The following is a 15123-nucleotide window of genomic DNA, read 5'->3' as shown; positions in this document are numbered from 1 at the left end:
TTAGACGTCTTTTAGAAACATGTTTTTAGGAACAAATGGTTAGGTACAAGGAAGCTCATATGCACTCTAATTGCGCTTATTCTGTGTTGTTGGCTGGGTTCGGCCTGGGCGTGTCTAGCTTTATTGCCAGCCCCGTGGCGGCGAGTCAGAATCTTTCCTCTCTGATGGTGGAGATCCGCCAGCAGGAAGGGATCGCCACCTACTACAACCTGGCCACCGGCATGGCGCTGAGTGGTCAGGTGACCCTGGTGCGGGATAATCAAGGCTATACCCTGGGGGAGTTTGCCCAGGGCGTGCCCAATGGTCGTTGGCAGGTCTATCTACCTAATAATCAGAAGTTGGTGGACGGTGAGTATGTCAGCGGCCTGCAGTCGGGGCGCTGGCAGCTGTTTAGCCCAAACGGCGAGCTCAGCGAGGAGCAGTTCTATCTCAACGGCGTGGCAAGCGGCGAGTGGGCCGAATATGATGACTTGGGTAATCTGTATCAGAAGACGGTCTATGAGGCTGGGGCGAAGACCCAGGTGCTGCGCTATTTCGCCAGCGGTAAGCTTAAGGCCAAAGAGACTTATGTCGATAATCTGCGCCACGGAGTGTGGGAGACCTACCATGCCAACGGCGTGCTGGCTCAGCGCCAGCAGTATGCCAATAACCAGTTATCCGGCCCTTATCTTGCGCAAAATAGCGAGGGACAGGTGATTGAGACAGGCACGCTAGATGCCAATGGCGAGCGTCAGGGCCGCTGGCAGACGTTCTATGATGATGGCACGCCCGAGCGCGACGAGCATTACGTCGCCGGTCGCCTCCACGGCGAGAGTCTAAGCTACTATCCCAATGGCCAGTTATCGCTGCAGGGGCAGTATCGTGAGGATCTGCGCCAAGGCACTCTGGTGCATTACAGCGACACTGGGGTCAAGCTCGAGGAGGAAAACTACCTCGATGGCGAACATGACGGCATTCAGCGCTATTTTAACCGCGCCGGTATCCTGGTGAGCGAGCTGAACTATAAGGCGGGCTTGCAGGCGGGCGAGCAGAAGACCTATTTTGACGATGGTAAACCCAAGAAGGTGATTCGCTACCAGGATCAGATACTGGCCGACAACGGGCAATATCCCTTGCATGGCCTGCAGCAGCGCTTCGATCCGGCGGGTAACCTGCTGGCCACTGAGCATTACGATATGGGGCTGAAAGATGGCAAGTTCGAGACCTATCGTCAGGGCAAGTTGCAGCGTCAGGAGCAGTGGCGTCAGGGCGCGCGCCATGGGGATTTCATCGCCTATTACGATAATGGCCAGTTGCGCAGCTTGGATCAGTATCAGGACAATCGCCAGACAGGCAAGGCCGAGCGCTATTTCGACGACGGCACCCTCAAGGAGCGCGGGACTCGCATCGACGGGCAATGGGTCGGCAAATATGAATCCTTCTATGAGACGGGTAAACCCAGAGAGCTTATGCATTATAGCGATGAGAAAATCGCCGGTCGCAGCCGCTATCCGCTTCATGGCGAGTTTTCCCGCTGGTATGCCAACGGCGATCTCAACGAGGCTGGCGAGTACAAGGATGGCGAGAAACAGGGTCCCTGGCGTCAGTATCGTCAGGGCATAGTGAGCCGCGAGATGACCTTCGAGGCGGGTAAGCTAAACGGGCCTTACAGAGAGTTCGATAACGGACGTCGCCGGGTGACAGGTCATTACCTTGAGGATCGCAAGGAGGGCGAGTGGACCGAGTATCGCTACCAGGAGAAGGATCCCAGCTTTGGCCCTATTCCCGAGGGCAACATCTATCGTGTCAGCCATTATCGCCAGGACAAACTCGAGGGCGAGCGGGCCTATTACAGCTTTAAGCAGGTGCGTTATCGCAGCGAGCAATATCAGGCGGGTGAACTCAGCGGCCACTACAGCGAGTACTACGCCAATAACGGCCAACTCAAGCGTGAGGGCGAGATGCTCAAGGGGGAGCAGGTCGGACTCTGGCAAAGCTGGTTTGAAGACGGCGTGCTGTCGGAAAGCGGCGAGTATCTTGCGGGTAAACTTAACGGCGAGTACGCCAAATATTACCCCAATGGCCAGCTAAAGGTGCGCGCCCACTACCAGAATGACAAGCTGAGTGGCGAGCAGCTCAGCTACTTCCAGACGGGTAAGCCCCAGGCCAAGGAGCAGTGGCTGGATGGTCAACGTGAAGGCGAGGCCAGCTATTTTCACGCTAATGGTAAGCAGGCCGAGCAGGGGGCCTTCCTGCGCTCTCGCAAGGAAGGCTTGTGGCGCGCCTACTGGCCAAGTGGTGAGCTGCGAAGCGAAGGCAGTTATATCGCAGACCGTCAGGCCGGCGACTGGGCCTTCTATGATCAATTCGGCAAGCTGATCAAGACGGAACATCACTAGATGAGAAGAAGATTCGTGCCATTTATCCAAAGGACGCTGGAACAGCTCAATTTGATCAAAGCAGGAACAAGAATTCGAGCTTTGCTCGAAAAAATTGGAGCCGGGATAAGATGAAGCCTGGCGTCAAGCTTTTCTCCCCGGCGCTCTTTGCCTTATTGCTGTTACCTGGCTGCCATCAGGCGCCTCAGCTGCCCATCGATGAGCAGTTACTTACGCCTATCGCGTGCAGCAAGCAGGAGGTTTACGGGATCTGGGTCGAGACCGATTGCCTCACTGGCTATCGCGGCAAGCCCTTTAGCGGCATAGCGACCCGAGGCGAGCCGGCGACCTACTTTGGCGCCACCCAGTACCTCGAGGGGAAACGTCATGGATTTAGCTTCTCGGCCGAGGGCAGTCGCATCTTGTCCCAGGGTTGGTATCGCCAAGGGATAAGAGAGGGTGAGCACTTAGACTACCATATGCAAAGCCAGCGACCGAAACGTCAGGCCATCTACAAGAATGGCGAGGAACAGGCGGTCGCCCTGTTCGATGAGGCTGGCATCATAGAAAGTTATCGCCGCCTGGAGGGCGATAAGACAGTAGAGTCCATCACCTATGAGCAGGGACGCCCCTGGACGCACCTCTTCTTTCAGGACGGCGAGCAGCGTGAGCGCCAGCGTCACTATTTCCCAGACGGTAGCTTGGCCAGCGACGCCCTGTTTCGTAAACAGGATCTTAAGCGGCTCAGCGAGATAACCTATTATGCCAGCGGCAAGGTCAAGACGCGCTATGCCTATGATAGGGAGAGCAACCAGGCCACGCAGCAGACCTACTGGCCAAACGGTCGCCTACAATCGCAGCAGCAATATGGTTTCGATCCGCTGATTGTGCGCCATGGTGAGCAGCGCAGTTTCTGTCAGTCTAGCGGCGCGCTCGAGGAGCTCGCCCACTATGAGATGGGCGTCGAGCAGGGGCGATTCGAGTCGTATCACTGCAATGGCCAGCTGATGAATGCCAAGGAGTATCGACAGGGGGTCATGGTGGATACAGAGGTGAAGACCTTCGATGAATCGGGCAACTTGATTAAGCGTGAGCGCTTCGACGGCCAGGGGAAATTGCTCGAGGCGTTTTACTTTAATGCTGCGGGTCAGCAGACCTATTACGAGTGGCCATGAACCAAGACTATGACTCAGGGGCTTTGATCCGGGCGCTATGATCCAGGTCCTGTTTTGTTATCTCAGGGAAAGGTAATATAGCCGTCTTATTTTTCGTCAGATTCGATGGAGATTTCAACGCCCGTGACGCGCAAGCCTGATAGCACCACCGCCATGTTACAGCTGATCGATCAGGTCAAACAGACGATGCCGCTCAATGAGCCCGAGACCTTCGTCTGTGGCCCTCAGGGTTCCTGTATCGGTTGCCCCAAGAAGTTACTCGAGCTGGTAGACAGCGAGATGCGCTATTGGGAAAGCGCCATACAGCAGGGGGATACGCCACTACTCGGTGAGGTGAGCCGCTTCGCCAAGCTGTGCCGCAATGTGCATCGCGGACTTGCCCGCAGCGGGATCTTAGAAAGATATCAGGCCAAACAGGCCGGCGAGTCGGATGCTGATGCGGATTCGGATTAAGTCAGTCTGAAACGCCTTTTATTGAGCGAACGCCTGTCAGTTGTGGCCTTGCGGCGAATGGCGATTTTCTTTCATGCCAATTCAGTTGGCTCTATAGCCAAAGGTTCTATCCAATTGACCCCACAAGGGTTTAAATTGTCAGCATACGCCCCGAGATCACTCCAGGACAGAGTATGTCCCCAGCGGGCATGGCGCGACGACACTATTGATCGCGACACCAACTAATAAGATAAAGGAAGCAGTATGTCTGAAACCTATATTCCCCCGAAAGTGTGGACCATGGACAGCGAAAATGGCGGTACCTGGGCCAGCATCAATCGCCCCACGGCGGGCGCCCGTCATGAGGCCAAACTGCCCCAGGGCGAGCATGGCTTGCAGCTCTATTCTCTGGCGACACCTAATGGCCAGAAGGTCACCATTATGCTCGAGGAGCTTCTCGCCCTCGGCGCGGATGCCGAGTATGACGCGCATCTTATTCAGATAGGGGAGGGCGAGCAGTTCTCCAGCGGCTTCGTGGCGGTCAACCCCAACTCTAAGATCCCCGCCTTAATGGATAAGACGGGTGACACCGAGGTTAATGTGTTCGAGTCTGGTGCAATCTTGCTCCACCTGGCTGAGAAGTATGGCCATTTCCTGCCAGCGACTGGTCATGAGCGCACTCAGGTACTCAACTGGCTCTTCTGGCTGCAGGGCGCGGCGCCCTATCTCGGCGGTGGCTTCGGCCATTTCTACGCCTATGCGCCGGAAAAGTTTGAGTATCCTATCAATCGGTTCTCCATGGAGGTGAAGCGTCAGCTGGATCTGCTGGACAAGCAGCTGGCCGAGCACACTTATATCGCCGGGGACAACTACTCCATCGCCGACATGGCGATCTGGCCCTGGTATGGCAATCTGGTGCTGGGTCATGCCTATGACGCCGCTGAGTTCCTCGACGTCGACAGCTATCTGCATCTCAAGCGCTGGGCCGAGCAGATCGCCGCGCGGGACGCGGTGAAGCGCGGTCGCATCGTCAATCGCACCTGGGGTGAACCTTGGGAGCTGCTGGCCGAGCGTCACAGCGCTGATGATATCGACGCCGTGCTGACGTTGACGCCGGAAAAATAGCTTTTGCGTAAAAGCTTTGTAAACAGAGAAGGCCCACCCGTTAAGGTGGGTCTTTTTTATTTAGACGAAATAAAACGCTGGCCAAGAGTTTTTGGCAGGGCAGGTTTGGGCCTAATACTGAGCAGCTGCTAAGCCGCTTTCACAAAGCCTTGGGCAGCGCATTGCCTAATGGGGTGACATTTCTTACTATAGCCTGCAGAGCTTCTCTTCCTATCCTCCTCATTTTTAAACGAGAAAAGATGAAATTTATTCATACCTCAGACTGGCATATCGGCCGTCAGCTGCACAATCAGAGCCTGCTGGACGATCAGCGTCATGTGCTCGATCAGATAGTCTCCCTGGCTAAGACCCATGAGGTCGATGCCCTGATTGTCGCCGGTGATATCTATGATCGCTCCGTGCCGCCGGCCAACGCTGTGGCCCTGCTCGATGAGGTGCTCAACGAATTTATCGCCCTTGGGATCGACATCATCATGATCGCCGGTAACCATGACGGCCATGAAAGGCTGGGGTTTGCCGCACGCCAGATGCAGGCCAGCGGCCTGCACATCATAGGTCCCTTGGCGCCCAAGGTGAGCCCCATAAGATTAAGCTCAGGCAGCGGCGATGCTGTTTTTTATCCGCTGCCCTATGCCGAGCCCGCCACCGTCAGACAGCAACTGGAATGCGAGGCCAGCAGTCATGAGGAGGCGATGGTCGAGCTGCTCAAGCAGGTGCAGGACCATGACAGTCAGGGATTGCCTAAGGTGGTGATAGGCCACTGTTTCCTCGACGGCGGCAGCGAATCGGACTCAGAGCGACCACTGAGTATCGGCGGCGCGGACAAGATCTCGCCTAAGCATTTCGTGCCCTTCGACTATACGGCCCTGGGCCATCTCCATGGCCCGCAATACAAGGGGGCGGAGCAGGTTCGCTACTCTGGCTCCATCCTCAAATACTCCTTTAGCGAGCAGCATCAGAACAAGTCGGTTACCCTGGTGGAGCTCACGGCAGACAGCCAGGCTGTCATGACACTGCTGCCGCTCAGCCCACTTCGCGATGTGCGTATCATAGAGGGCGCGCTCGATGACTTGTTGCAGCAAGGGGTAAAAGATCCCGGCCGAGAGGATTATCTGATGGTGCGTCTGCTGGATAAACACGCCATCTTAGATGCCATGGGCAAGCTCAGAAGCGTCTATCCCAACGTGCTGCATCTGGAGCGCACCGGCCTGATGGCCAATAGCCAGCAGCTGGCCATCGCCTCGGATCACATCAAGAAAGGTGAGCTCGAGATGTTTAAAGATTTCTTCACACAGGTCTCCGGCGATCCACTTAACGAGGCGCAGCTTGAGCTGATCACCCAGACCCTGGATGAGCTGCACAAAGGGGAGGCGGCGCAATGAGACCACTGCGACTGACCATGACCGCCTTCGGCCCCTTCGCCGACGAGCAGACCATAGATTTTGCCGCCCTGGGCAGTAACCCGCTGTTTCTAATCAACGGCCCCACGGGGGCGGGTAAGACGACGATTCTCGATGCTATCTGTTTCGCCCTCTATGGCAAGACCACAGGGGATGAGCGCGAAGGTACCCAGATGCGCTGCGACATGGCCGATGAGCAGAGGCTGACTCAGGTCAGCTTCGAGTTTGAGCTGGGCAGCACGCGTTATCTCATTCGCCGCGTGCCCGAGCAGCCAAGGGCCAAGAAGAGTGGTGATGGGGTGACGCTGCAAAAGAGCGAGGCGCAGCTGTCTCGCGTCGACACGGATGGCAGCGAGACCCTGCTGGTGGCAGCCAAGGTGTCTGACGCCACCGCGCAGATAGAGCAGCTGACTGGCCTGGATGTGGATCAGTTTCGTCAGGTGATGGTGCTGCCCCAGGGCAAGTTTCGCGAGCTCTTGATGGCCGACTCCAAGGCCAGGGAGAAGATCTTCAGCCAGCTGTTTCAGACCCATATCTATCGCCGCATCGAGGAGCGCCTCAAGCAGCAGGCGGCCGGGATCCGCCGAGACGTCGAGGCGATGCGCAATCGCCGTGGTGGTATTCTGGAGGGCGCTTCGCTTGAGAGCGATCAGGCACTTATCGATGAGCAGGCACTCATTGCTCCCGAGCTGGAACTTGCCCAAGCGCAAAAGCAGCAAGCCGAGCATACGCTGCTGACCGCCAATCAGAATCTGGACAAGGGCCAGAAGCTGCAGAGCGATTTCAATCGCCTGCAGGCGCTGCAAAGCGAGGGCGAGGGGCTCAAGGCTCGCCAGCTTGAGGCGACTTTGTGGCAACAAAGACTGCAGGCGGCCGGTCGAGCCAATAGCCTAAGCCCCCTTTACCGGGCGATGCAGTCCCGCCTCGGCGAGCAGCGCTCGGCAAGCCAGCACTTAGGTGAGTGTCAGCAGATTCAAGCAAGCGCCGAGCAGGCATTGAATCAGAGCCAGCAGGCATTCGAGCAGCTGGGCGCGCTCGAGCAAGAGCAATTGAGCCAGCAGCAGCGCCTGACCCAGCTCGAGGCTCTAGCGCCTCAGCTTGAACTGCTTAATCAACTGAACCAGCGACTCGCCGATGGTCAGGCCAAGATGCAGGCAGCCGAGACCAGTGGTAAGCAGAGCGCCAAGCAGCTAGACGAGCTTAATCAGGCCCGGCAGGAGATGGTGAGTCGCCGCGAGACCCTTAAACGTGACGCCGAGCCGCAGCTCGCGTTGCAACAATCTCTGAGCGACGGTCGTGCCCAGCTCAAGGTGTTTGAGCGCTGGCAGCAGCAGGGGCTGGAAATAACGGCGCTCGAGCAGAAGTTAACGGCGGCTAAGACAGCTGGCAGTGAGCTTGCCGAAAAGCACCAGCAGGCGATCGATGCCCATAAGCGTCTGGAGCTTAGTTGGCATCGCGGTCAGGCCGCGCGCCTGGCGGCAGAGTTATCACCGGGCGAGCCTTGCCCCGTCTGTGGCAGCCTGGAACACCCAGAGCCTGCCATGGGCGAGTTTGACCTGCCGAGCGACGAGGCGCTGGCCCAGGCCAAGCAGCGAGAGAGCGACGCGCTTAATCTGCTGCATCAGGCCAGAAGCGAGTATAAGCTGCTCCAGCAATCCCTTTCGAGCCTGCAGCTAAGTGCATCTCAGCTACAAGAGGAGCTTGGCGAGGCGGCGGGTTTGTCGTTTGATGAGCATCAGGCGCGACTTGCAGAGCTCAGCGACGGGTTCGAGCGGGCCAAGGCGGCGCAGCAATCACTTGCCCAGTTAGAGACTCAGCTTGAGCGCAGCGAGCGCCAGGGACGAGAGCTACAAACCGTGCTGGATGAGGCGCGTGCCCACTACGGCAAACTGGCCGAGCAGCTGGCCAGCGACAAGGGGCAGTATCAGCAGATAAGTGCGGTCATTCCACAGGGCTTTAGTGACATGACTACGCTCGGCGCGGCCATCGCCGATCTTACCAAGACTATCGATGAGCTTAAGTCGCGCCAGCAATCGGTGAGGGTGGCCCATGCCAAGGCGGAGCAGGATAGTGCGGCGGCCAAGGCCTCGCTGGAGGCGGCGAGCCGCCGTCTTGGTGAGGTGAATGCTCTAGCCGAGCAGGAGAGCCTGAGTTTCCAACAGGCGCTAGCGGCTTCGGAATTTGAAAGCGTTGCCGCCTTCGAGCAGGCCAGCCTGACCGAGGCCGAGCAGGCCGAGCTGTCCAATCAGATTAAGGCGTTCGAGCAGGCGCTTATCACTCATCAGGCCAACCTGTCTCAGCTCCAAGAGGCCTTAGCCGGTTGTGAGGCGCCGGATATGAGTGCGCTCGAGCAGCAAAAAATGGACGCCGAGCAGGTGATGCAGCAGACCTTGGCTCAGTGGCAAAAGGTGAGCGCCAGGGCGGCTCAGCTAAGTCAAACCCAGGAGCAGCTCAAGGCGCTGGATCTTAAGGCCGGCGCTCTCGAGCAGCAATACGCCGTGGTCGGCACCCTGGCCGATGTGGCCAATGGCAACACGGGTAACAAGATAAGCCTGCAACGTTTCGTGCTGAGCGTATTGCTGGACGATGTCTTGCTGGAAGCCAGCCACAGGTTGCAGCTGATGAGTAAGGGGCGCTATCGCTTGCTGCGCAAGGAGGAGAGGGCCAAGGGTAACAAGGCCTCTGGCCTTGAGCTGGAGGTGGAAGATGCTTACACCGCCAAGGTGCGTTCAGTGGCGACCCTGAGTGGCGGCGAAAGCTTTATGGCGGCTCTGTCCATGGCCCTTGGCCTGTCGGATGTGGTGCAGGCCTATGCTGGCGGCATTAAGCTCGACACCCTGTTTATCGACGAGGGCTTCGGTAGCCTGGATCAGGATTCTCTCGAGCTGGCCATCAGAACCCTGATGGATCTGCAATCGGCCGGTCGCATGGTGGGGGTGATCTCCCACGTGACCGAGATGAAGGAGCAGATCGCTAGCCGCATCGATATCCTTAAGAGTGCCGAAGGTAGCGAGATTAAATTAGTTTTACCTTAAGCTGGATTAAGAAGGGTGCTGATATCAGTGGGATTTTCAGCACCTTTTTAGTTTTTTTGTCTGTTTGGTCGCCAAAAACCTCTGTTTATTCCATTAAATTGTGTTGTTGATCGGTTTGTAAATGCCGCTATTTTTGATATAACTTGGCATCGACCCCATGTTTTATGGGGTTTTGGGGTCTAATGATAAGCATAATAATGAAAAATGAGGCACAGGTTGCGCGCAGGTAAAATTTCTTTTTTGAGCATGTCTCAATCCCGTATCATGGCGTTACCCTCGCCCCACAAGAAGATCTTATTGGCGGCCGGGCTGGTCGTGGGCGCGGCGCTGCTTTGGCCAAGCCAGAAACAGGCCCTGCCACAACGCATTCCGGTGGCGTTGGATATTGAGTCTCTGGTGACTAACCTGCACCTGGGCGACGAAGCGGTCGAAACCCTGTCTCATGCCGATTTTGTTAAGACCATAGTGTCCGGCGATACCCTCAGCGGCTTGTTTGTCGAGGCCAATGTGGATCAGCAGACCATGTACAAGGTGTTGGAGGCGGATCTGAATATCCTGGCCCTCGATACCTTAAAACCCGGCAACATCATACGTTTCTGGCTCGATGATTCGGGTCAGCTGGAGAAACTCGAACTCTACTTCAATGCGGCGCGCCAGGTGGTGTTTAGCCGTTACGAGGAGGGGGGATTCAGCGTCGATGAGATCAATATTGAGGGGATCTGGCAGGACAGGGCCTTAAGCGGTGAGATCCAGGGCTCCTTCTATCTGTCGGCTCAGCGTATCGGCCTGAATGCCGGTGAGATCCAGCGTATCGAGTCTCTGCTGAAAGAGAAGCTGAATTTTGCCCGGGATCTGCGCGCGGGCGACCGATTCTCTGTGCTTAAGAGCGATCAATATATCGACGGTGAGGTGACGGGTAACAGCGACATTCTCGCCATCACCATAGAACGTGGCCGCAGTACGATCAACGCCTACCAGAATAGCGACGGCAACTTCTATGACGAACAGGGCCGCAGCCTGGCAAGGGCCTTCCAGCGTGTGCCGCTGCAGAAGAACTACCGTGTCAGCTCGCGCTTCAATCGTCATCGTCACCATCCGGTCACGGGTCGCACCGCGCCCCATAACGGCACTGATTTCGCCACGCCGATTGGCACTAAGGTGGTAGCCCCTGGTGATGGCATAGTCTCTTTGGTGACCGACCATAGATATGCGGGTAAATATGTGGTGATCGACCACGGCAACAAGTACCGTACCCGTTATCTGCATCTCTCCAAAGCCTTGGTGCACAAGGGACAGAGGGTGTCTCGAGGTCAGGTGATTGCCCTGTCGGGTAAGACGGGCCGCATCACAGGGCCACATCTGCACTATGAGTTTCATATCAATGGCCGCCCCGTGGATCCTATGAAGGCGGATATTCCTATGGCGAGTAAGCTGTCGAAGAAGCAGATGGGCGAGTTTGCTCAGCTGGTCAAGGTGCGTCAGATGATGATGGGCCAAAGCTAAAAAGCTAATTAATACCGATTGATATAACTGTTTATCGAATATAAAAAACGCCACATGATGTGGCGTTTTTTTATGGTCAGGCTTTCTCTTGGGCCTCGAGATCCAGCATGGTAAGCCATAGCCGCAGGTCAAATTCCAGCTGATGGTAGTCACCCAGCATATGGCAGCAGAGCTGATAGAAGGCCTTGTTGTGATCCTTCTCTTTAAGATGCGCCAACTCATGTACCACCACCATACGCAGCAGGGGCTCGGGCACCTCCTTGAGGTGCGCGGCGATGCGGATCTCATTCTTCGACTTGGTCTTGCCGCCGTGATTCTTGGCGACATAGCTGTGCAATCCCAGGGCCTGCTTCTTGAGAGTGATCTTATCGTCAAAGATCACCTTACTCAGGGGCGAAGACTTCTTGAGATAGCGGTTCTTCAGCGCCATGGTGTAGTCGTACAGGGCCTTGTCGCTGCGGATTGTGTGACTGTCTGGGTAGCGGCGTTCGAGGACACTTCTCAGTCGATTGGTCTCGATCAGTTCGTTGACCTGGCTGATAAGCTCGGGCCGATAGCCTTGCAGATAGGGCAGTGATGACATAAGCGAAAGCCTAGTGGATGACGGCTGAGATGACGCGATTAGATAATGCCGGGCGGGATGCGCCCGGCAACAGGCTTAATCTTTCTTGGCGAAGATGCACTTGTTTTGGTAGCAGTAGGCGACCTCGAAGGCGCTCTTTTGGAAACGCTTGAGATCCAGTCCTTCGAAATCCACCATAGGTGGATTGCGCTTGAGCTGTTCCTTGATGTTGACCGGTGAGATCAGCTGCACCGGCAGGCCGCAAAGCTGAATCGCCGCTTCCATCTTGAAGCTGGTGGCGCTGCCCGCTAGTTTACCTTTCTGCTCGCGCTCTATGATGGCGACCTGATCGACCTTGTAGTCTTGCATCAGCTTGCTGAAGGCGAAGTGGAACTCTTTGATCGACTCAGTGCTGGCCGAATTAGAGATGGTCAGTGAGCGAGAACGGCAATCTGGGATGTTAAAGGTCTCACCCTCATAGCTCAACAAACAGATGATGGCTTCGCCACCTTTTAACTCAACGCCACAAACTCTCATGATAACCCTAATATAAAAAAATCAATGGCGGCTATTGTAACCTTAATTGGTCCGATTGAGCACTAGTTGTTAGGTGAAAATCGCCGCTATCGTCTGCCGCTTGATTTAAATATGGTGACATGTGCCATAGATAACCGCCCGACACGATTGGCGTCGGGAGATGTAGAACAAATACAGAATAGATGCAGAACGGGTACAGAACAGTAGAGAGCAGATAGACAAGAGGTAAAACGGGCAATAAAAAGCGGCCCTCAGTGAATACTTTGGGACCGCTAAGTGACCGCTAAGTGCCCGCTAAGTGACCGCAAATCATAGGTTTTTGGCTCGGGGCCAGGCGTTAATCTTCAGGCGTATCCTGCAGTTTTGCCTTGGGCTTTCTAAGCATAGGCGCATCGCCTACATCGACGCCTGTGATGAAGCGCTTATCTCGCGGCTTCGTCGGCTTGGCGCTGCTGGCGGCTTTAGCCTTCTTGGCCTTAGGTTTCGCCTGCTGCTTACCTTGGCGCTTCTCCTGGCTCGGCTTGTCTTTTAGCCCCTTAAACTTAGGCGCCAACTCCTCCAGCTCGCTGAACTCAAAGCTTTTACGCAGGAAGTTTTGTACCTGCTTGAAGTTGACCCAGTCTTTCGGGCCTACCAGGGAGATAGCATCGCCCTTGGCGCCGGCGCGGCCGGTACGACCGATGCGGTGAATATACTCTTCGGCAAACTTTGGCATGTCGAAGTTGATCACCAAGGATACGTTAAGCAGATCCAAGCCGCGGGAGGCCACGTCAGTGGTGACCAATATCTGCTGCTGACCGCGGCTGAATTGGTCCATGATCTGGTTACGCGCCGCCTGTTTCAACTCGCCGCTGAGGGAGCTGGTGCTAAAGCCCTGTTCGGCCAGCACGCCGGCCAGGCGGTCGGTATCGCCACGGGTGGCGGTGAAGATGATCACCTGCTTGTGGGGCTCAAGCTGTAGCAGGCGGGTGAGCAGCTGCTCCTTGTGGCTCAGGTTGTCGCACAGGTAGATCTTCTGGGCGATATCCTGGTTCTCCACATGAGAGGCGCCTATGGCAACATGCTCCGGCTCCTTGAGCAGCTCGGCGGCAATCTCGTTGATCTGGCCGTGATCTAAGGTTGCCGAGAACATCAGGGTCTGGCGACGCTTGTGATCGGCGGCCTGGTTGATGGCCCTGAGCTGCTCGGCGAAGCCAAGATCCAGCATGCGGTCGGCCTCATCTAAGATAAGCAGCTCGAGTCCGTTGAGGAACAGGTGACGCTGAGCCAAATGATCCGCCAGACGGCCAGGGGTTGCGACCACGAAGTGGGGGTCTCTCGCCAGGGCCTTGGCCTGATCGTTAAAGTTCTCGCCGCCGAGGATCTTGATCGCCTTGTATTGGGTGTTGGCGACTAACAGACGCAGTTGACTGTAGACCTGGGTGGCCAACTCTCGGGTCGGCAGCAGGATCAACACCCTGGGATCGCGCTTGCTTAGCGCCTTGGTGGCGATGACACGCTGCATTGCTGGCAACAGGAAGGCCAGGGTCTTGCCCGAGCCCGTCTTAGACGATGCCATAAGATCTCTTCCCGATAAGCCTACGGGTATCGATTGCGTTTGGATCTCGGTCGGCGTGTCGATGCCCATGTGTTCAAGGCTGGTCAGTAGACGTTTATCGAGTGAAAAATCTGAAAATTGCAATGCTGTGCTCCGAAATATAGATAGGGGCGCATTATACATCGCTGTGAGCGATTCAGCCATGACTTGCGCGCTGGCTCGTCGCCAGTCAATGCTAAGGCGCAGCGCTTAGATTAATTTTTTTCCGCTATAGGCTGTGCGGCGTCATGGTTTGGCTTATGATGAAAGCTAAAGACAATAAGACGCGGCTTGCTCAAGTGACTTACTTAAGTGACTAACTTAAGTGGCTCGCGTCCCGGGGAGAGAAACAGAGAAGATGGCGAATATCGGCATTGCACTGGGCAGTGGTGCGGCGAAGGGATGGGCCCACATAGGTGTGCTAAACGAGCTGGCGAACATGGGAGTCTTCCCCAACAAGGTGGCCGGCTGTTCTATCGGCGCCGTGGTGGGCGCCGCCTATGCGCAAGATAACCTTAACGATCTAGAGGCTTGGGTGACCAGCTTTTCCAGCTGGGATGTGTTGGGCCTGATGGATCTGAGCTGGCGCAAGGGCGGGCTGATTGGCGGCGAGAAGGTGTTCGACGTGATGCAGCAGCATATCGGCAACCTGGATATCGAGCAGATGCAGATGCCCTTTGCCGCGGTGGCGACCGACCTTTATACCGGCCAGGAGATCTGGTTTAAGCAGGGTAGCCTGCGTCATGCGGTGCGAGCCTCCTGCTCTATGCCGGGGATCTTACCGCCGGCGCGCATTGGCGAGCGCTGGCTGGTGGATGGCGCCGTGGTTAACCCTGTGCCCGTATCGGTAAGCCGGGCCATGGGCGTCGACTTGGTGATTGCCGTGGATCTTAACGCCCACAGGAAGACCCGCCATCAGCAGCTGCCTGTGGCCATCTCTTCCGACGTGAAGGCGAGCCAAGCAGAGCAGGTGAAAGCCGAGAAGGAGCTGGAGAGCGGCTTCATGGATCTCTTGGCCCGGGGACGGGATTATGTCAGCGGCCTGACCGATAAGTTTTCCCTCGGCAATCGCAGCGAGCCAGGCATGTTGGCTGTGATGTCTCAGTCGATGGATATCCTGGAGCAGCGCCACAAGCGGGTGCGCCTGATGGGGGATCCACCGGATATCCTGATCACCCCTAACGTGATGGAGATAGGCACCATGGAGTTTCACCGCGCTGGCGAGGCTATCGAGGCGGGACAGGAGGCTGTAAAACAGGTGGCTCATATCATCCGCGCCCGTATCGATGAGCTGGAGCGTCACTGATAGCCTAAGTAATAGTCTAAGTAATAGTCTTTAGGCGTGACTGCGTAGTTGTTAGCCCTTAGGCGTCAGTCCTTATAAACAGGAGTTGTTTAAATAAACGGCTAACATTCCCTAA

11 protein-coding genes are annotated in these 15123 nt (G+C 56.3%); 8 read left to right on the top strand and 3 right to left on the bottom strand.

The annotated features are described in order from the left end of the window. Positions 1–59 precede the first annotated feature (59 nt). From K0H80_RS12560 to K0H80_RS12530, 7 genes are all read left to right on the top strand, one after another. Positions 60–2378, top strand: coding sequence for a toxin-antitoxin system YwqK family antitoxin (locus tag K0H80_RS12560; RefSeq protein WP_220071802.1), 2319 nt, complete (start codon positions 60–62; stop codon positions 2376–2378). Positions 2379–2488: 110 nt separating this feature from the next. After that, entirely contained in the window at positions 2489–3532 is a 1044-nt protein-coding gene (locus K0H80_RS12555; RefSeq protein ID WP_220071801.1) for a toxin-antitoxin system YwqK family antitoxin, read from the top strand. 105 nt (positions 3533–3637) lie between these two features. Further along, a complete protein-coding gene (locus K0H80_RS12550; protein ID WP_220071800.1) occupies positions 3638–3985 on the top strand; it encodes a hypothetical protein in 348 nt (115 codons plus the stop codon). 243 nt (positions 3986–4228) lie between these two features. Continuing rightward, positions 4229–5089: a glutathione-dependent disulfide-bond oxidoreductase gene (gene yghU / locus K0H80_RS12545; RefSeq protein ID WP_220071799.1), complete on the top strand. Its 861-nt coding sequence runs from the start codon at positions 4229–4231 to the stop codon at positions 5087–5089. Between the two features lie 239 nt (positions 5090–5328). Beyond that, positions 5329–6471, top strand: a complete 1143-nt coding sequence (locus K0H80_RS12540) for an exonuclease SbcCD subunit D (protein ID WP_220071798.1) — start codon at positions 5329–5331, stop codon at positions 6469–6471. Then, positions 6468–9524, top strand: coding sequence for an AAA family ATPase (locus K0H80_RS12535; RefSeq protein WP_220071797.1), 3057 nt, complete (start codon positions 6468–6470; stop codon positions 9522–9524). The genes K0H80_RS12540 and K0H80_RS12535 overlap by 4 nt, the downstream gene beginning before the upstream one ends. Before the next feature lie 246 nt (positions 9525–9770). Beyond that, the gene (locus K0H80_RS12530; protein ID WP_258406249.1) at positions 9771–11027 is read left to right on the top strand and encodes a peptidoglycan DD-metalloendopeptidase family protein; all 1257 of its coding nucleotides are present in this window, start codon (positions 9771–9773) and stop codon (positions 11025–11027) included. Positions 11028–11103: 76 nt separating this feature from the next. On the opposite strand, the gene K0H80_RS12525 is transcribed toward K0H80_RS12530, so the two are convergent. From K0H80_RS12525 to K0H80_RS12515, 3 genes are all read right to left on the bottom strand, one after another. Next, complete coding sequence (locus K0H80_RS12525; protein WP_220071795.1) at positions 11104–11610, bottom strand: M48 metallopeptidase family protein; 507 nt, start codon at positions 11608–11610, stop codon at positions 11104–11106. A gap of 75 nt (positions 11611–11685) precedes the next feature. Then, a complete protein-coding gene (locus tag K0H80_RS12520; protein WP_011866250.1) occupies positions 11686–12126 on the bottom strand; it encodes a DUF3010 family protein in 441 nt (146 codons plus the stop codon). A 337-nt stretch (positions 12127–12463) separates the two neighbouring features. After that, the gene (locus tag K0H80_RS12515; RefSeq protein ID WP_220071794.1) at positions 12464–13807 is read right to left on the bottom strand and encodes a DEAD/DEAH box helicase; all 1344 of its coding nucleotides are present in this window, start codon (positions 13805–13807) and stop codon (positions 12464–12466) included. A gap of 253 nt (positions 13808–14060) precedes the next feature. Between K0H80_RS12515 and rssA the strand changes: the two genes are divergently transcribed. Further along, positions 14061–15008 (top strand): patatin-like phospholipase RssA, encoded by a 948-nt coding sequence (gene rssA / locus K0H80_RS12510; RefSeq protein ID WP_220071793.1) that lies wholly within the window; start codon positions 14061–14063, stop codon positions 15006–15008. Positions 15009–15123 lie beyond the last annotated feature (115 nt).

Origin of the sequence: Shewanella aegiceratis, assembly GCF_019457495.1 — a bacterium.
Lineage (GTDB): Bacteria > Pseudomonadota > Gammaproteobacteria > Enterobacterales > Shewanellaceae > Shewanella > Shewanella loihica.
The sequence above is the reverse complement of the archived record's forward strand: the minus strand, read 5'-3'. Positions and strand labels throughout refer to the sequence as shown.